This window comes from Paenibacillus sp. LjRoot153 (assembly GCF_964253085.1).
In the GTDB taxonomy this organism is placed as follows: domain Bacteria; phylum Bacillota; class Bacilli; order Paenibacillales; family NBRC-103111; genus Paenibacillus_E.
Map to the genome: position 1 here is coordinate 1,252,539 of NZ_CAXUQH020000001.1, position 19,448 is coordinate 1,271,986.

Annotated in this window: 12 protein-coding genes; all 12 read left to right on the forward strand. The window is 44.1% G+C overall.

The annotated features are described in order from the left end of the window. Positions 1-48 precede the first annotated feature (48 nt). The 12 genes from ACSQ8P_RS05620 (at position 49) to ACSQ8P_RS05675 (ending at position 19,435) form a co-directional block, all read left to right on the forward strand. The gene (locus ACSQ8P_RS05620; protein WP_436234283.1) at positions 49-2,352 is read left to right on the forward strand and encodes a glycoside hydrolase family 2 protein; all 2,304 of its coding nucleotides are present in this window, start codon (positions 49-51) and stop codon (positions 2,350-2,352) included. 131 nt (positions 2,353-2,483) lie between these two features. Continuing rightward, entirely contained in the window at positions 2,484-4,238 is a 1,755-nt protein-coding gene (locus ACSQ8P_RS05625) for a cache domain-containing sensor histidine kinase (RefSeq protein ID WP_436234284.1), read from the forward strand. Further along, complete coding sequence (locus ACSQ8P_RS05630; protein ID WP_436234285.1) at positions 4,231-5,799, forward strand: response regulator transcription factor; 1,569 nt, start codon at positions 4,231-4,233, stop codon at positions 5,797-5,799. The genes ACSQ8P_RS05625 and ACSQ8P_RS05630 overlap by 8 nt, the downstream gene beginning before the upstream one ends. Before the next feature lie 177 nt (positions 5,800-5,976). Continuing rightward, on the forward strand, positions 5,977-7,317 hold the full coding sequence (locus ACSQ8P_RS05635; RefSeq protein ID WP_436234286.1) for an ABC transporter substrate-binding protein: 1,341 nt from the start codon (positions 5,977-5,979) through the stop codon (positions 7,315-7,317). 234 nt (positions 7,318-7,551) lie between these two features. After that, positions 7,552-8,457, forward strand: a complete 906-nt coding sequence (locus tag ACSQ8P_RS05640) for a carbohydrate ABC transporter permease (RefSeq protein ID WP_436234287.1) — start codon at positions 7,552-7,554, stop codon at positions 8,455-8,457. Position 8,458: 1 nt separating this feature from the next. Then, a complete protein-coding gene (locus ACSQ8P_RS05645; RefSeq protein WP_436234288.1) occupies positions 8,459-9,307 on the forward strand; it encodes a carbohydrate ABC transporter permease in 849 nt (282 codons plus the stop codon). Positions 9,308-9,513: 206 nt separating this feature from the next. Next, the gene (locus ACSQ8P_RS05650; RefSeq protein WP_436234289.1) at positions 9,514-10,476 is read left to right on the forward strand and encodes an ABC transporter permease; all 963 of its coding nucleotides are present in this window, start codon (positions 9,514-9,516) and stop codon (positions 10,474-10,476) included. Positions 10,477-10,489: 13 nt separating this feature from the next. Next, complete coding sequence (locus ACSQ8P_RS05655; protein ID WP_436234290.1) at positions 10,490-11,359, forward strand: carbohydrate ABC transporter permease; 870 nt, start codon at positions 10,490-10,492, stop codon at positions 11,357-11,359. 42 nt (positions 11,360-11,401) lie between these two features. Further along, positions 11,402-12,928, forward strand: a complete 1,527-nt coding sequence (locus ACSQ8P_RS05660) for an extracellular solute-binding protein (RefSeq protein ID WP_436234291.1) — start codon at positions 11,402-11,404, stop codon at positions 12,926-12,928. 78 nt (positions 12,929-13,006) lie between these two features. Further along, entirely contained in the window at positions 13,007-14,836 is a 1,830-nt protein-coding gene (locus tag ACSQ8P_RS05665) for a sensor histidine kinase (protein ID WP_436234292.1), read from the forward strand. Continuing rightward, on the forward strand, positions 14,833-16,428 hold the full coding sequence (locus ACSQ8P_RS05670) for a response regulator (RefSeq protein ID WP_436234293.1): 1,596 nt from the start codon (positions 14,833-14,835) through the stop codon (positions 16,426-16,428). The genes ACSQ8P_RS05665 and ACSQ8P_RS05670 overlap by 4 nt, the downstream gene beginning before the upstream one ends. Positions 16,429-16,624: 196 nt before the next feature. Then, positions 16,625-19,435, forward strand: a complete 2,811-nt coding sequence (locus tag ACSQ8P_RS05675) for a glycoside hydrolase family 2 TIM barrel-domain containing protein (RefSeq protein WP_436234294.1) — start codon at positions 16,625-16,627, stop codon at positions 19,433-19,435. Positions 19,436-19,448: the final 13 nt, after the last annotated feature.

The window sequence follows — 19,448 nt, forward strand, 5'->3', positions numbered from 1 at the left end:
GAATATAACAAATACATGATTGCTGAGCAACGAAAGGAAGGTATCGTTATGAGCCGAATTGAGACTCTAATTATGGATGGATGGGAATTTACTTTGAAAGAACCGAAGGATGAAAACTTCGAGCCCGTTCAATTGCCACACGATTGGGTAATCACTGCCCCTATAAACAGAAAAATGAAGCAAGCGGAAGCTCAAGGTTTTAGAGACAGATGGGGAGTAGGCTGGTATAGAAAAAGTATGATCATTCAGGAACCCAAAGAGGATCGTGTATACCAACTGCAATTCGACGGGGTTTATGAAAATAGTACGGTATGGGTGAACGGGATAGAAATCGGAGGAAGAAAATACGGCTATTCCAGATTTACACTGGATATCACGGATTATATTCAAAAAGGAGAAAACCTGATTCTGGTTAAGGTAGATAATACCTCTTTTCCCTCTGACAGATGGTATTCAGGGGCAGGTATATACAGAACGGTCAAGCTGCTTGAGCTGCATCAACATCATTTAAACCCAGAAGAAATTCAAGTGAAAACCGCAATAGATGGCGAAATAGGGATCGTTACCATTCAAACAGGCGTATCCTCCTTGGTCAGGGCAACAATTACGGATGCGAATGTGCAGATTTCGGGAGAATCGGATAACGGAATCATTCATCTGAAGATTCCCAACGTCAAGCTATGGAGTCCAGAGGATCCTCATCTCTACCTGTTGGAATTGTCCCTCTTAGAAGGAGAACAAAAGGCTGATACTTATGGGCTTCGGATTGGTGTTAGAGATATTCAAATGGTTGCTGGGAAAGGGATGTATCTCAACGGCACGCTGACCACAATAAAGGGATTCTGTATTCACCAAGATGCGGGCTGTCTGGGAGTCGCCGTCCCTTCAGAAATATGGAAAGACAGACTTACCAAATTCAAGGCGATGGGATGCAATGCAATTCGTCCATCTCACCATATGCCCGCATCAGAAATATTGGATATTTGTGATGAGCTTGGGTTGCTTGTGTATGAAGAACCGTTTGATAAATGGACCGGCGGTTCCTACAGAAGATATTTTGAGACGGAATGGAAAGCAGACTTGGAAATTATGGTGAAGAGGGATCGTAATCATCCGTGCATCTTCATGTGGGGTGTAGGAAACGAAGTTGAAAACCAAGGGCAGGAATCCATGCTTAAGATTTTAAAAATGCTGAAAGAGCATCTGGTTACCCTTGATGATACTAGACCGGTTTCTTATGCTATGAACCCACATTTTAAATATGAGAGCAATATGGATTTGTCTCAAGTGAAGGATATTCAACAGTTTGTTGATGAAGTCAGTGATACTGAAATCTATGATAACCATGAAAGAGTGGAACGTATACGGAGAATAGCTGAGATTGTGGACGTGATCAGTTGCAATTATCAGGAGCAATGGTATCCGATGATACACGAGGTTATCCCTGATAAATTGATTTTGGGAACGGAGACTTATCAATTTTTCCGGGGGCACTCGGATCAGATGCAGAATTTTAGCGAGGAAGTCCCTTGGATGGATGTGGAAAAGCACGACTATGTAATAGGCGGTATGCTGTGGACAGGTATCGACTATCTGGGAGAATCTATGGGTTATCCTGCTAAAGGATGGGCGGGCTCGTTGTTCTCGACGAATAATGAGCGCAAGCCAATATCCTATCTTTATGAGAGCTATTGGTCAGATAAACCGATGGTATATATGGCAGTAATGGACTATTCGCTGCAGGACGATGGAGTAAAAGAGCATTGGGATGCTCCAAGATATGCGAGTCATTGGAACTTTCCTCAGTTTAACAAGACGGTGATTCCTTACATGATCGCAACGAATTGTGATGAAGTTACAATTGATTTAAACGGTAAACAGTTCTATGTGAATAAGCCCTCTTCCTACGCAAGTCGAATGATTACAGGGTATCTTCCTTATTTTCCGGGAACGATTACGGTCAGGGGGTACAGAAACAATCAAGAGGTATGTAACTATATCTTAAAAACAGCAGGGCCTGCGATAAGGCTTGGTTTTGACTCCGAAGTAACAAGTCTGGAAGCAAAGGCAGGTTATCAGAAATTATTCACGGTACGAGCCATGGACTCGAATGGAACTCCAGTATTCCGTGATAGTTCAAAGGTCATTTTCAATGTGACTGGACCGGCGGAGATTGTAGCAGTAGATAATGGGGATCTCTGTTCAAGTGAGCCCTACGACAGAAATTGGATGCACATGTATCGGGGCTGTGTCAGTACGGTCCTTCGGTTGACTGGAGAAAAAGGGCGTGTAGTTTTATCCGCCTTTTCAGAGGGAATGTATCCTGCAGAGCTGGTCATCGAGGTTATTTAAGTCTGAAAAGTGCATAACTTAACACGTATTTTTCTATAGGCATGACATTCATAATGGGATAATCTAAGAAGAGACACTGACGATGATGCGGTCAGTGTCTCTTCTTACTATTCCTTGAAGGAGTTGACACCTTGTTTACTGACCGATTTCGTCGCATATCCTTCAGGGATATGAAGATCAAACATAAGCTGATGGTCGTCATGATGCTGTTGATCGTGTTTTTCTGCCTTGTTGTCATCTCTTGTTTGCAGTATATCTTTCATGCTTATGATGAAATGCTTTATGCACAATCAGCTCAAACCATTAATAATTCGATCGGTGATATAGAGAACGAAATTAGGAATATTGAAAAGCTGTCGATGACGATCGCGACGGATACGCGAATTCAAGAACAACTTACTAAGGTAAAAGAAATGACCAACGAATATGAGAGGGCGCAGACGTTAACGGATTTCAAAAATAAAATTTTTGTCTATATGCTGACTGAAAAACATATTTCATCCATCCATTTTATGAATGATTCCGGTTATAGTTTGTTGGTTGGTCAGAGTGCGCAGATGCCGGATGAAAGCAAGAAGGAAGAGGTTATTATTGAAGCGAGACAAGCTAAGGGAGGTAACGTTTGGGCAATGCCCGATGCAGAGCATCCTTACTTACTAGCCGCCAGAGAGATACGTTCGACTGGAGCAAACTTACTGGAACCGCTGGGTACGCTTATTTTTCAAGTGAATTTGGACTCTGTTGTGCAGCAGCATCAAACCGTCTCCAAAGATAGCGGATCGCTGTACATCTGGAAAGGTAACCAACCGATTTATGCACCCGATGAGGGCTTTCAACCGGGCATGGATATGATTGACTCCAAACAAGGGTATACCATACAAGAGGTAGATGGGTTGAGTTCGTTTATCGCATACACCACTTCCAAGGAAACGGGATGGACTTATTTCAGTGTCCTATCCTATAACGACATTTTTAAGAAGAAAAATGATTTGCGCCTTGCCCTTCTTGTGGTCGTACTTCTCTTATTCATTACGGTAATTGCCATTAGCTATCGCTTTGCCAGAGGGATCACGAAGCCGATTGAGCATTTAACTCAGCAGATGAGGTATGCAGAGAAAGGCGATTTTGAATGGATTGTTACCCATTCTCCAGATACTGACCGTTCCGATGAAGTCGGTTATTTGCAAAAACGATTTTTTATCATGATTCGAAGAATTGATACTCTGATCGAAGAGAACTATACCCGGCAAATGTTGTTGAAGGATACAGAATACAGGGCGTTACAAGCGCAAATTAACCCGCACTTCTTGTACAACACGCTGACCTCGATCAATTGGATGGCAAGGACAAGCGGACAAGCGGCCATATCCAGTATGGTGGAATCACTCAGCAGATTGCTGCGGAATGCCATTAGTAATAATGTGCAAGTCATTACACTCGGTGAAGAGATTGGACTGCTTCAAGACTATATGAACATTCAAAAGGTCAGATTTGAGAGTGAGCTGCAATTTGTTCTCGATATCGATGAAAGATTCTATATGTATCGTATCCCCAAAATGTCTTTACAGCCTATTGCCGAGAATGCAATTAAACACGGCTTGGAAAATATGATAGGAAACTGCAAGATCACAGTGGCTGCCGTGGAAAGGGATCAATCACTCGAAATTTCCGTTTCGGATAATGGTCCAGGTATGGACGAGAAAGCCTTAGAACTATTGAGGGTATTCGCTATGCCTTCGAAGGAGACGGGTATTGGACTCAAAAATATTCACGAACGCTTGCGTCTCATGTTTGGGGAGTCGGCGGGTCTTCTTTTTAGCAGCGTGGAAGGACATGGCACTCAAGTTACAATTAAGATTCCGAAAGAGGGGGAGTCAGATGTATAAGGTTCTATTGGTAGACGACGAGAAGTTATCTAGAGACAGCATAGCAAGTTTAGTCGAATGGGATCATCATGAACTTCAATTAATCGGAGCCGCTAAGAACGGGTTCGAAGCGTTGGATTTGGTGGATAAAGAACTGCCAGATATTGTGATTACCGATATCAAAATGCCCGTTATGAGCGGTCTTGAACTTATTGGGAAGATTAAGGAAAAAAGAAGCGATATCATATTCGTCGTCCTTTCCGGATATGACGAGTACGAATATATGAGCGAAGCCATGCGTTATGGTATCAAGCATTATCTATTAAAGCCATGTAATGAGATTCAAATTATAGAGGTTTTGAACGAAATTAAGCAGGAAATTGCTAGTATGTGCAGGGAACGCGAGTTCTTTGCGAAGCTGAACAGCAATTTTAATCGGGTGCTTCCTCATGTGAAGGAACAGTTTCTAAAGGATATTGCGCTAACCGGCACCTATAATCAGCGGGATTTCGAAGAGTTTATGGCGATGTTCCATATCAACGTTCAGTCGTTCCAGCTTGTTCTTGTTCAGTTTGGCGAGAGTCGAGGTTATTTGGAAAAGTTCGCTTTAAAGAATATCGCTGAAGATTTATTTACCTCGGAGAAGCTTTATCTAAGTTCGGTTGTTGACGAAAGTGTATTGCTCCTCGTGCAGAGCATGGAATTTGAGAAGCTTGCTCACATTTTGAATGAAGTCAGGGATATCTATAAGTCCTATTACAGATTAGAGCTTTTTATGGGGGTTAGCGGAGCTGGGGGCTTTAAGGATATACGCAGTATGTATAAAGAGGTGCAAGACGTACTTCGGTATCGATTCTATTTTACAGAAGGATGCTTGCTTACCAGTGAAGATGTCCAAGTGAGCACGAAGTCAGCTTGGCAAGTCGATTTTAATGTACTCTTCGAAGACATCGCTGCATCCATTAAAGCTGGAAATTTGCAGGATTTGTCCCACAAACTCCAATCACTTTTCGACATTTTTGAGAATAAGCGGATGGAGATTAACGAAGTAAAATCGCACTGTATGGAATTGTACATGATTGTCATTCGCCAGGGACAGCAGCCTCCAACGTCAGAAAAGATGTTCCAAGTCGTTAAGTTTCAAGAATTAGATACACTGCATGCAACGTTTGAGTTTCTGCGATCGGTATCAGAAACAGTAGCCATATCCAATTATCAAGAATCGTCCACGAATCAGAATAAGATGATCTCGTCCGTCATTCGCATTGTCGATGAACATCTCGGCAACCCTGAGCTGTCTTTAACCTGGATTGGGAAAGAGCTTCTTTATGTAAATGTGGACTATTTGGGTAGATTATTTTCAAAAGAAACCGGGGTTAAATTCTCGCAATTTGTGCTTGAACGCAGAATGGAACAAGCGACCCGTTTGATTGAACAAGCAGGCGATTTAAAAATCTACGAAATCTCCAAACTAACCGGCTTCAGGGAAGACACACAGTATTTCAGCAAAGTGTTTAAAAAATATACGGGCTTTACGCCAACGGAGTATAAACGGAATTTCGATGAAGGATTACGTGCGTAGTTTCGGACAAGTAGAAGAAGTAGAGTTTTTGCATAGAGGTCATCGAGTTATTACATTGTTCCCAAAGCATCGCAGAGGTACGATAATATCATGACGAGTGGTATTCTCAGGGCCCGAAAATAGCCTCGATCGCATGTTTTCCCACAGGAATGTATATGACAGGAGGGTTTATTTGAGATGAAATATAAAGCGATAACGCCGATAGTCGCAAGTTTAGCTGTTACTATGGCTCTAGCAGGTTGCTCCAGCGGAACGAAGGATGCAGGTACGGCAACAGCAGCAGTAACACCAACCGCGCCAAGTCAAACTGCCGGCGCTAAAGACAGCAATTTGCGCGTGCTGTGGTGGGGATCTCAGCCTAGACATGATGCAACCAATAAAGTGATAGACATGTATAAGAAAGACCATCCAAATGTGTCTTTCCAGCCTGAATTTCAGGGGTTTGATGGATATTGGCAGAAAGTTACTCTGCAAGCCGCGACTAACAATATGCCCGATGTGCTGCAATACTATGTAGGCTCTGCTGATACGCAGCAGTTTATGGATAAAAATTTAATTGCACCTCTTGATGATCTGGTGGCGAAGAAGCTTATCGATGTAAGTGATATCAGTGAGAGTGCATTGTCTAGCGGCAAGCTTGGAGGAAAGCTGTATGGTATACCTCTTGGTGTTAATGCAAAGGCCATGGTTGTAGATCCTGAGGCGTATCAGAAAGCAGGATTAACGATTCCAGATAATGGATATGCTACATGGGAAGATCTCGGGAAGGACTTGCTCAAGTTGAAGGCGGTTACAGGGGCATATGGGGCTGACGATCTTCTTGGCGAAAACTTTATGTTTCCTTATTATGCTAGACAGATGGGACAGGTTCAGTACGCAGATAAAACGGGGATTGGATTTGATGAAAAGACCTATGTTGATTTTTATACGATGAAAAAGAATTGGAGTAAAGATGGCTTGATTCCGCCAATTGACGTATTCCTCTCGATCAAATCGCCTGAAGAGTCCAATATTGTAAAGAAGAAGTCAGCTGTTAATCTCATCTATACCAATCAGTTTCAGAGCATATCCAAGGCAGCAGGCAAGGAGTTGAAACTTATCCCCCTTCCAGGTCCTAATGCAGCAAAAGCAATGGATTTGCGTCCGGGCAATCATTTCTCAATTCCGAACAACTCTACGAATAAAGAAGAAGCAGCAAAATTCATCAGTTACTTCGTTAACAGTTTAGAGGCGAATAAAGTGCTAAATGCGGAGAGAGGTATGCCGGTGGCCGCAAAAGTAAGGGATGGCATTAAAGATGGATTTACACCAGAGCAGAAGGTAGCTGCTGCCTATATCGATCAGGTTGCCAAAGCAAGCTCTCCGATGGATCCTCAGCCACCTGCTGGTTCAACGGAGATCGAGAAGCTCATGCTGGACTTGGAACAGCAAATCCTTTACAACAAGACGACTCCTCAACAAGCCTATGCAACGCTGAAAAGTGAATCCGTTAAAATTGTGGATAAAAATAAGAAATAATAAATATGACACAAGATAAGGCAGCCCAATGAATGGGCAGCCTTTTTTTGTTTGACGTTCATATTGCCATAGCATATATCGTAAAATCTCGACTTTTTGCATAGAGGTCATCGAGTTATTTCATTGTTCCCGCAGCCTTGCAGAGGTACGATAATAGTAGGACGGTTGATATTCCTAGGACCCGGACTAGCCATTAATATTTTAGGTGTATGTAACGGAAGAGGTGGACGAGAAGTGAGAAAAACAGCTGTACGCTCAGATTTTGAGAACACGTCAGGTTATTTGTTTATTTTGCCGTGGATTATCGGATTTTTAGCTTTTACATTAGTTCCTTTGATTTGTTTGTTTTACTTTTCATTTACGAGATATGATTTGTTATCATCCCCTAAGTGGGTGGGATTTGACAATTATATTCAAATATTAACGAATGATCCGAAATTCATACAATCATTAAAAGTTACGTTCATTTACGTACTCATCGCGATACCCGCTCGTCTGATTGTAGCACTCGCCATAGCCATGCTGCTCAATACTAAGCATCGCCTTGTCGGGGTTTATCGCACTGTGTTCTATATTCCTTCTATTATCGGGGGGAGTGTTGCTGTTGCCGTCATGTGGAGATTGCTGTTCTCTAGAGAGGGTGCTGTTAACTCGCTGATTGGATATCTGTTCGGAAAGACCCCTGATATTTCTTGGGTTGGGGACCCGAGTAGCGCATTAGGATCAATTATATTGCTCAGCATGTGGCAATTTGGATCTCCCATGGTGATTTTTCTAGCCGGGTTAAAAAACATCCCTGCTTCGTACTATGAGGCTGCGGTAGTCGATGGGGCGAACGGCTGGCAAAAATTCATCCGAATTACCTTGCCACTACTCAGTCCGGTACTCTTCTTCAATTTAGTCATGCAAATAATCGGTGGTTTTATGACGTTTACACAAGGGTTGATCATTACAGGCGGAGGTCCACTGGATAAAACGTTGTTCTACCAGTTGTACGTATACCGAAGAGGGTTCGAATTATTTGAAATGGGTTACGCCGCAGCTTTGTCTTGTATTCTGCTAGTGATTGTGGCGTTCCTGACCGCTATCGTATTCAAAACGTCAAATTCGTGGGTTCATTATGAATCAAAGGGTGAGTGAAATGACATCAACACAAAAATCGTTACTGCCTAGGATCAGTTTTCAAATTATATGCGCACTCATTGCTTTGATATCGTTGTACCCCGTATTTTGGATGATTTCAAGTTCCTTTAAAGAAAGCGCTAGAGTTTTTGCTGAATCGCATTCCTTGTTGCCGCAAGTATGGAACTTTTCTAACTATGCGCGCGGTTGGAAGGGGTTTGCGGGGATTTCTTTCGCCACATTTTTTACCAATACAATCGTTATCGTCTTGCTGTCTACGTTAGGAGCCCTGTTATCTTGTTCGTTGATTGCTTACGGCTTCGCAAGAATAAAATTTCGGTTTAAAGGCTTCTGGTTTGCGACTGTGATGGTGACCATGCTGCTGCCATCGCAAATTGTATTAATTCCGCAGTATATCATTTTTTATAAAATGCATTGGATCAACACTATTCTTCCGTTAGTTGTACCTACATTCTTCGGAAGTGCGTTCTTTATTTTTCTTATTATGCAGTTTATCCGGACTATACCGTATGAACTGGATGAGTCGGCGAAAATGGATGGCAGCAATCGTTTCGGTATTTATCTTAAAATTATTATTCCCTTAATTGTTCCGGCACTTGTTACATCGGCGATCTTTGAATTTTACTGGACATGGGATAAATTTTATGAGGCGATGATTTATTTAGGACAGCCGAAAATGTATACCGTAAGCATAGCACTGCGCATGTTTGCGGATCCTAGCTCGCAAACCGATTGGTCAGCTATGTTCGCGATGGCCAGTTTATCTTTACTTCCGCCTATCACCGTATTCTTTATTTTTCAAAGATATATTGTGGATGGCATAAGCACGACTGGGTTGAAAGGATGAAGATTGTCAATCGATTTTATATGAAAAGCCAGCAAACCTTTGTGTTTGCTGGCTTCTTGCACTTCAAAACTTATTTGTGGCGATGGTGGATATATCATCAAAGTATTATATCAGGTCAGCAGATTACTATAGGAAAACACTATCCCTCATCTTACAATTAAGGCATCGGATCCGAAGATTAAAGACAGAAGGGAAGTGGATATCGGATGCAAGGAGGGGTTGCTGAGCAAACCATAAGCAGGGGTATCCCGCAGCAGAAGGTTAATCAGAAAAGAAGAAACCATCTGCGCCAATATTGGGATTTGTATCTTATCATGGTTCCTGGAATCCTATACTTTATCATTTTCAAGTACTTGCCGATGTGGGGCATTGTGATTGCGTTTCAGGATTACAGCGTCTTTTCCGGGATATGGCATAGTGACTGGGTAGGTCTTAAGCATTTTGAGAGCATGTTTCAAAATAAAGATTTCTACAAAATATTTAAGAACACAGTCTTGATCAGCTTATATAAACTGTTATGGGGCTTCCCAGGACCGATCGTTTTGGCACTGCTATTGAATGAGGTCCGGCATGTGAAGTACAAGCGAGTGATTCAGACGTTGGCTTATTTACCGCATTTTTTATCATGGATCATCGTAGCCGGAATTTTAGTCAACATTTTGTCGCCAACAACAGGTGTGGTTAACGAAATTCTCGTCTTTCTCGGCATGGAGCCGGTTTTTTTCATGGCAAGTCCGCAGTGGTTTCGAACCATCATAGTGGCCAGCGATATTTGGAAAGATGTCGGCTGGGGAGCAATCATTTACTTGGCTGCATTAGCGGGCATCGATCCGCAACTTTACGAGGCAGCTACCGTCGATGGAGCGAGCAGGTGGAAACAAATGAGATACATCACCCTTCCGTCCTTATTGCCGACCATTATTATCTTGTTCGTGCTCAGGCTCGGACATGTTCTGGATGTTGGATTTGAACAAATTTATGTCATGTACAATCCGTTAGTATATGAAGTGGGCGATGTTATTGAAACTTACGTATACCGTGTTGGACTAACACAATCGCAATTCAGTTTTTCGACAGCTGTCGGATTGTTTAAATCACTTATCGGACTTGTGTTGGTCATTGTGTCCAATAATGCTGCCAAGAGAATGGGGCATGAAGGCATATGGTAAAGGAGAGATTAGGTTGAGACTGACTCGCGGAGAACAACTATTTTCAATATTCATATATGTGGCTCTTGGTTTATTCGCGCTGCTTGCTCTGGCTCCTTTCGTCCATGTGTTTGCCCAATCTCTAAGCAGCCATAGGGCAATCATCTCGGGTGAAGTCGGATTATGGCCAGTGGAATGGTCGTTTAAAGCCTATGTGGAAGTGTTTAAGGATAATGCTTTTACTCAAGCTTTTCTGATAAGCATAGGGCGCACGATCTCAGGCACATTTTTGAACGTCTTGCTAACCTGCTTACTAGCCTATCCGCTGTCCAAACCTTATATTCGGGGCAGAAGATACATTTTGATGGGTGTCGTTTTCACGATGCTGTTCGGTGGTGGGATGATTCCCACATTTCTGGTTGTCAAATCTGTCGGATTATTGAACTCATTTTGGGCATACATCATTCCAGGAGCGATTAGCGCATTTAACGTAATCATTATGAAGTCTTTTTTTCAATCCGTTCCCCAAGAGCTAGAAGAATCGGCAAGAATAGACGGTTGCTCGAATATAGGTATTTTGTTTAAGATTGTGATACCGCTTTCGATGGCAGCGATTGCCACGATTGGGCTATTTCATACCGTATCACATTGGAATTCCTTCTTTGATGCTGTCCTCTACGTAAACGATCGCCATTTATATCCGCTGCAAATCGTGCTGCGGGATCTAATTTATGCGGATCAGACCAACATTCATGTCAAGGACAGCTTGGAGCAGCAATTGATCGCGAGCGAATCGCTCAAAGCAGCAGCCTTGTTCGCCAGCACCTTGCCGATATTGATCGTGTATCCTTTTCTGCAAAAGTATTTTGTTAAAGGGGCTATGATAGGTTCGGTCAAAGGATAATACAGCTTAAATATCGAATCTGAAAGATGAAGGGGACTCTCTATGAAAAAACCGATGGTTAATAGAATGAAATGGATATCCATTCTGATGCTTGCCGCTTTTACTTCCGCTTGCGGTTCCAATTCGACCGCCCCGAGTGCTGGAGAGAAGACGGATGCAGTAAAAAAGCAGGACCCGACAAAAGTCAGCATCGTCGTGAATAACGGTACAAGGAAATACCCGGATGGCATGGATGCGAATAATAACCCGTATATCAAGTATCTGAAGGAGAAAACGAATTTAGATATCAATGTAATTTCCCCTCCAGCCGACGGATACCAGGATAAAATGAGTGTCATGATGGCTTCGGGTGATTTGCCTGATATGCTGTATACGTCCGATGTTAACTGGGTCGTCAACTTCATAAGCCAAAAGGCGTTTCAACCCTTAAACGATGTGCTGGACAAATACGGTCCGGATTTAAAAAAGTTGATTCCGAAAGAGGCTTGGGATACGGTTACTTTTGATGGGAAAATTTACGGAGTTCCGCTGATCAACCAAATTCAAGGAAACGAGCTCATGTACATCCGCAAAGACTGGCTGGATAAGGTGGGCATGAAAGAGCCCAAGACGTTAGATGAGTATGTAGCCGTCATGAAAGCATTCCGCGATCAAGATCCAGACAGCAACGGCAAGAACGATACATTCGGTTTCTCAGCTATGGAAAATTTGGCGCGTACGTCCCCGATTATGGGTGCGTTCGGCATTCAAAGAAGCCAATGGATCGAACGAAACGGGCAGATCGTAAACAGCAGCGTTCAACCTGAAATGAAGGAAGCGTTGAAATTTTTAGCGGATCTGCATAAGGAGAAACTGATTGATCCGGAATGGGCTCTCAACAAGCAGAAAAACTTCGAAGAAAAAGTCGCAAGCGGCAAAGTAGGCTTGTTCTCTGCAGCCTATTTCGATACCCGGGGCCCTATAGAGACGAATCGCAAGAACGACTCGAAAGCCAATTGGGTTCCGCTTGAATTCCCGGTAGGAAAAAGCGGGAAATCCGGTACTGCGGCTGTTAATCTGGTTAAAGCCTACAACCTTATTCCTGCTAGCAGCAAAAATGCCGCAGAGATTGTCAAAATGTTGAATTTTATCGTGGGAGAAGGCCAAAAAACATTGGCTCTCGGTAACGAAAACGAAATTTGGTCTAATAAAGACGGCAAATTTACGATGAATTTTGAAGAACATAATAAGCATATTTACCGCATTACATTGTCGGAGCTCGTTCAACCTGCTGACATGAGTTATACGAATATGAAAAATGACGCATTGGGTATGCAATTCCGGCTGACCGAAAACTTAGATCGTATCGCGAAAGCAGCAATGAAATCCGCATATACGGGCACACCAACGCCAGCCATGGGCAAATTCGGGGTGAATTTAACCAAGCTGGAATCGGAAACCTTCATGAAAATTGTTACAGGTGCTGTGCCAATCGACGAATTCGACAAGTTTGTTGATCAATGGAAAAAAGGCGGCGGTGACGAAATAGCCAAAGAAGTGAATGAAGCATACGTGAAAACGAAAAAGTAAGATCACAGGCGCGGGGCGAAGTCGATATCGATTTCGCTTCCGTGTTTTAGTTTTTATATAAGGAGATGGGGATAACCTATGGCTAAAGTCAAGTCGATACAAATTCGTCTTACCCTATATTTTCTCCTCATCTTGTTGCCTTTAGTTTGCATTAGTTTGTTTGTCAACTATAAGCTTGGTGATATTTTGGAGAAGCAGGTTGGCGAGCGTTCCGGCAATGCGCTTGTTTCGTCCATGGAGTATGTGGATCTTATTTTGCAAAGCATAGAAGAAACGTCTGCACAAATTGCCACTGACGATAACATCCTGAAGCTGCTGAATCATAACGAGAGTGAGCTTTCACCGCAAATGCTGATTGATTTCCAGGCGTTGGTCAAGCAGGTGACGAATGTCAATTCATTAAATCATTCGATCGCTGAAATAGCGATTCTGCATTCCGCATCGGGTATGATGATTTCTTCCCAATTTGGAGGGCGCAAATGGAACGAATTCCAGAATGAAGATTGGTATAAGCAAACGATAGAAGCGAATGGCAAGACAGTCATTTATATTCCAGAACGGGATCGGTTCGATGCAAGCGGCAATCTGGATCCGATATTCAATACCCAAAGTGTAACCTATATTCGCCTAATGGATCTGTATGGAAGGCAATCAAGCAAAAATGTGCTTGCAATCACGGTTCGCAAAGAGACTCTTCTTACGTTCGCCAAAAATTTGCCAACCTCTGGTGGAACGGATATCTCTTTGTTTACCGGAGAAGGGCGCTGGCTTGCAGGAACGACCGGGAAAGTGCAAATAATGCCACAATGGAAGGACGATGCCGCTAATACGATGGAGGGCGAATTGCAGGGGACCGATCAAATTCAGTTTTTTATTAGGGCACGATCAGCCTATTCCAATTGGCATTTTGTGATGTCACAGCCGGAGAATGAGCTCAAACGTGAAATGTTGCCCGTTCGGACGTATACCATCGTTATCATTGTAATTAGCTGCATCTTGGCGCTGATTATTTCTTGGGCTGTCTATTCATGGATTACATCACCGTTATCCATCATTTCCCAGGGGATGAAACAGGTTCAGATGGGGAATCTCGAAGTTAGGCTAAACAAAAAGCGGGATGATGAATTCGGTTTTGTGGTGGAATCGTTCAATACGATGGTGAAGCAGCAAAAGCAGTTCATACGCGATACATTTGAACAACAGCTGCGGATTGCCAAAACAGAGCTTAAATTCATTCAATCGCAGATTAACCCGCATTTTCTGTATAATACATTGAATTCAATTTATCAAATGGCCAAAAACTATGATGCGAACGACATTCGTGACATGACACTAAATTTATCCAAATTTTTCCGCCTGAGTTTAAATAAAGGTGTGGACCGATTCACGATGCAGGAAACGGTTGAACACTTGATGTATTATATTCGCATTCAACAAATTCGCTTTGGCGATAGGCTTCACGTCCGCTTGGAGCTATCCGAGGATACGCTGCTCATTCCGATTCAAAAGCTTCTCCTGCAGCCACTCGTAGAGAACGCGATCCTGCACGGCTTGGAAAAAACAGCGAAACCGGGGGAGCTTCTGCTGACGGCATGTTTGGAGCAGCATTCAGACTTAAGACCAATGCTTAAGATTACGATTAGCGATAACGGAGTCGGAATGTCGCAGGAGCAGCTTTCCTATATACGCGCCGAGTTAGGTAAATTGGATGAGGAGTCGATGGTCACACAATCCGAATCGTTCACATCAAGTCCGGAATTATTCGGTTTACGTAACGTCAAGGCAAGGCTGAATATGGTTTATGGCAAAACGGCGGAGCTGCGCTTAGATAGTGAAGAGAATGTTGGAACGTCTGTCACGATTCTAATACCGGTGGATCAGGAAGGGAATCAGGGGGATGAACGATGAAGCTTCTTATTGTGGAGGATGAACCTTTATTTTTGTACAATCTGGTTTATCAGATTGATTGGGATCAATATGGCATCGAAGTGATGTCCGCAGAGAATGGTCAGGAAGCGCTGCAACGAATCGGCCGCAACCTGCCGGACATTGTTCTACTGGATATTCAGATGCCGGAGATGGATGGTCTAGCTTTGGCTCGGGTCATTCAAGAACGGTATTCGCAAATCAAAGTGATCATCCTGAGCGGACATGATAACTTCGCTTATGCTCAACAAGCGATCAAACTGGGTATCGTGAAATACTTATTGAAGCCTGCGGAGGACGAGGAGATCGTTGAGGCGGTTTTGGAAGCGGTACGTTTGGTCAAAGAGGAGTGGGAGCGAAATCATAGCCACATGGCTCTTCAGCAAAAATGGACGGAACATTTACCTCGGCTGCAGGCTGGGTTTTTCCAAAACCTGATCAACGGCCGTTATGCGGACTGGGAAATTTCGCGAAGAAGCCGAGATCTTATGCTTGATTTAAGCGAGAAACAGCTGAATACAGCAATTGTCGTTCAAATGGACCCGTTGTCGAAAGAGGAGGAACGATTTACACAACAGGATCATGGACTGCTGCAGTTTTCATTGCATTGCATGGCTAAAGAGTTGTTTTCCGGTGAAAACTGCGAAATCATCACAGATTCGAATGGGGATACGGTGCTGCTGTTTATGGGTGCGTCGGACAATGAGCAAGAATGGATGGCGAGAATGAATTCTTTCGCTTCAAAGCTTATTTCCGTCGTTAAGGAATGCCTTAAGCTGACGGCAAGCGCCGGCATTGGAACCTGCGTCAAGCTGGAGCATCTCCCACTATCGTACCAGCAGGCCTTACGTGCACTGGAAGACCGTGTTATCTTTGGTCACGATCTTGTCATCTCGTACAGGGAAAGAACGTCCGTAAACGAGAATAGCATAAGCGATGCGGGGTTCACCAAAGCGATCGAGGTAGCTTTGCTGACAGGCGATCAGGAGAGGGCTGTTGCCTTGAGCCAGGATTTTGTCCGGGAGAACATTGAGGGATCCGACACCCTTCAAGAGGTAAAGGAGTTTTTGCTGTGGATGTCTGGATTGCTTACTAGAATTGTTCAATCGCAAAATTGGTCAGTGAAGCAGGTTGTAGGTGACGATTATGCGTATTTTTTAAATTTAAACGCCCTACTAAGTAAGGAGCAAATGCTGGAATGGCTTTCGCGGACGGTAAAAAGCATTACCTCGTATGCCAGAACGCAGCGATCTTCCCAGCACGAGCATTTGCTAAAGCAAATATTATCTTTTGTGGACGAGCGCATGGAACATGATTTAACGCTAAATGCTGTGGCAGATTCGATGTACATCAACTCCTCTTATTTGAGCAGATTATTCAAGCAGGAGATGGGAAAGACTTTTTCCGATTATGTGTTAGAACGGAAAATGACCAAAGCAAGGGAATTGCTGCTCGACGGTCGTAAGGTGCACGATGCCGCCGTAATGACTGGGTACAAAGAGGATAGCTACTTCATCAAAGTTTTTCGAAAATATTGGGGTGTTACACCAGGAGAGATACGCGTCACACCTTAACTTATATACGCCAAAGAACCCGTCGATCCCAAGTAGAGGAAAGGCTGGGTTCTTTTTTCTTGCCGGGAATTGAAATATCAAGGATGAAGTCATCAAAGTATCAGTACACGTTATCTAATTACTATAGGAATGTAGCAGGAGGTTTTTTTACAATAAAGATGTATCCAGTCTGCATCAGAGAGGAAGGGGAATTATCATGTTTCAAAGCAAACGATTTATGAGGGCAAGCAGGATTGTATGCGTACTCATGTCACTGTTCTTGCTGCAGGCCATGCTCTTTCAAGCAGCCAGCTCTTCAGTAGCCTCGGCAGCGGCCGTTGAGGTGATAGTCGATAACGGAAGTTCGTACAATACGCTGCATAACAGCGGCACTTTTGTCAAATCAACAGGCACCTGGAGTTCTACGACGACAAATATTAATGCATTTGAGGGCAATTATTTTACAAGCAATGTCGCTGCCAACTATGCGGTATGGACACCTAACATTCCGGTTTCTGGCGAGTATGAGATTTATATGACATGGCTTGCCCATACCAACCGTGCTACAGCAGCACCGCTTGAAATTAAGTATGCCGGCGGGATCGATACATCTGAGACGGTGAATCAAACTGTGTACGGAAGCGAGGGAGGGAGTACCGTATGGAATCTCATAGGCACTTACCAGCTCTCGGCAGGATCTGAAAACTACGTCAAGCTATTAAACACTGCAGGCGGCAAGTACATCTTTGCCGACGCCGTGAAATTCGTGCTTAAGCAGCCTCCCGGCGAGCCTGGTCCAGGAACGGATCCGGAACCTGAACCGAATGCAACGGTGTTGGATAACGCGTCGCCACATTTTACTACAACCGGCTCGTGGTCAGCGGTTACGGCAACTTCAAGCGTATACGGAAGCGATTACATGGCGACTTCCTCGAGCAGTCCGCTGAACACGGCGCAATGGGATATACCAGATGATATAGCCCCTGGCAAATATGATCTTTACATGATGTGGAACGGTGGGGGCGATCGGGCTGCGCAAGTGCCATTGGAGATCAAATTTGATCTGGGTCTGGATTCCGCTAAGACTGTTAACCAACAGACAAACGGCAGCCAGTGGAATCTGATCGGGACCTACTATTTCTCGCCGGAATACGGGCAGTACATTAAGCTAATTGGCAGTGGTAATGGCGTGACGGTTGCTGATGCCATAAAGCTGGTCTTTAAAGAGGGCTCTCCGCCGACTTCAGCGCCAGCGCCTATCTATGCCATGCCGAGTTCCGTAGGGGATGAGTTGTTGATTGATAATACCGACCCCAGATTTTCAACGGTCGGCAGCGGCTGGGCAAGCACAACAGCGGGTGGGGCTTTTGAAGGCACGAACTTTATGAAGTTAACGGATACGGCCCCGAATCAGGCCAATGCGGCAACCTGGTCTACCTCCAATATTCAAACCGCCGGCAAGTACGACGTTTACATGAAATGGCCTTCGGCAGCGGAACGACCTGCAGCGGCACCTGTTTTGGTCAAATCGGCAGACGGAACGGAAATATATAGTGCAGCAAACAGCAACTATCAAGTGGATTTATCCGGATTTGTGAACCAACGGGAACATGGCGGGGAGTGGAATTATTTAGGTGCGTATACGTTTAACTCTGGCAAAAGCTACTTTGTTAAAGTGACCGGAGGTGAAGGCGGTGAGCTTGCTGCCGATGCCGTGAAATTCGTGCTCAAACAAAAAACTTCTGTATCCGAGCCATACCCAGAGCCTAAACACGAAGGTGTGATCAAAGTAGCTATCGTGCAGGACAATCTTGGAAACTATAGCTTAACAAGAGGCGGCCAGCCGTTCTTTATCAAAGGAGTTGCCGGTGCAGAGGATGTAGATGTCATCGCTGAGCGAGGCGGAAATGCGTTAAGAACGTATAACCATACCGCATTAAACGGGTGGGAAATATTAGACCGTGCTTATGAGCAGGGGGTCGGCGTTATGATCGGCCTTTGGTTTGTACAGAACGGTGATGGTATCGATTATTCCAATCCGGCGGACAAGGCGAAGATTACCGCACAGCTGGAAGATTTCAAGCAGGTCGTTTTGAAATACAAGGATCATCCTGCCGTAATTGCTTGGGCACTTGGTAACGAAACTGATAAAGGCAACATGGATGTTTATTACACGATCAATGAATTGGCCAAATTCGTTCATGATCATGACCCGAATCATCCAACAGTCAGCGTGCTCGCCGGCTCCTCGCCGACGAAGGTCAAGGGTGTGAAGGACAATGCGCCGAACATCGATATTTTGGGTATTAACACTTACATTCACATTGATAATGTTTATGAAAATGTAGTAAATCAGGGTGGATGGACTGGCCCGTATTTGATTACCGAGTTCGGTCCAGATGCTTCTTACGAAGTCAAAAAAGTGAACGGCATCGCTCCGATCGAGCTAGACAGCGGCCCGAAATCCAGCTTGATTTATAGCAGGTATATGGACTATATTATCGGCCATCCCGATAAAGTTGTCGGTTCTTATGTCTTCAAAATTGCCGAAGTTATCGGGAATACGCATACTTGGTATAATTTGCAGCTGGAAAATACCAAAAAGACCCCTCTGTTTGACGAAATCAGCAGGGCGTGGACAGGTGCGTATCCAACCAATCAAGCACCGCGCGTTTCGGATATGAAGCTCTCCGGGGGCGCTTATGAGGATTTGAAACTGGATCCGGCACTTGCACGTGATGTGCTGCTTCAGCCTGGCGAGCGGTTTACCATGGCGGCAGCGGTGACAGATGCGGAGCAGGACTCGCTGACTTTTGCCTGGGAAATCCGGTACGAATATAAAGCGGATGCCACGAGCAAACCAGGACAATTAATACCGGATACATTGTTTGAACCGAATCCGGAGGATGAGCATTCGATGAGCTTCTATGCACCTGTGAAGCCGGGTGATTACCGCGTATTTCTGTACGTGTACGATGGACATAACAACGTTGGAACGGCCAATTTTCCGTTCCGTGTACAACCATAGATAGAGGAGGTAG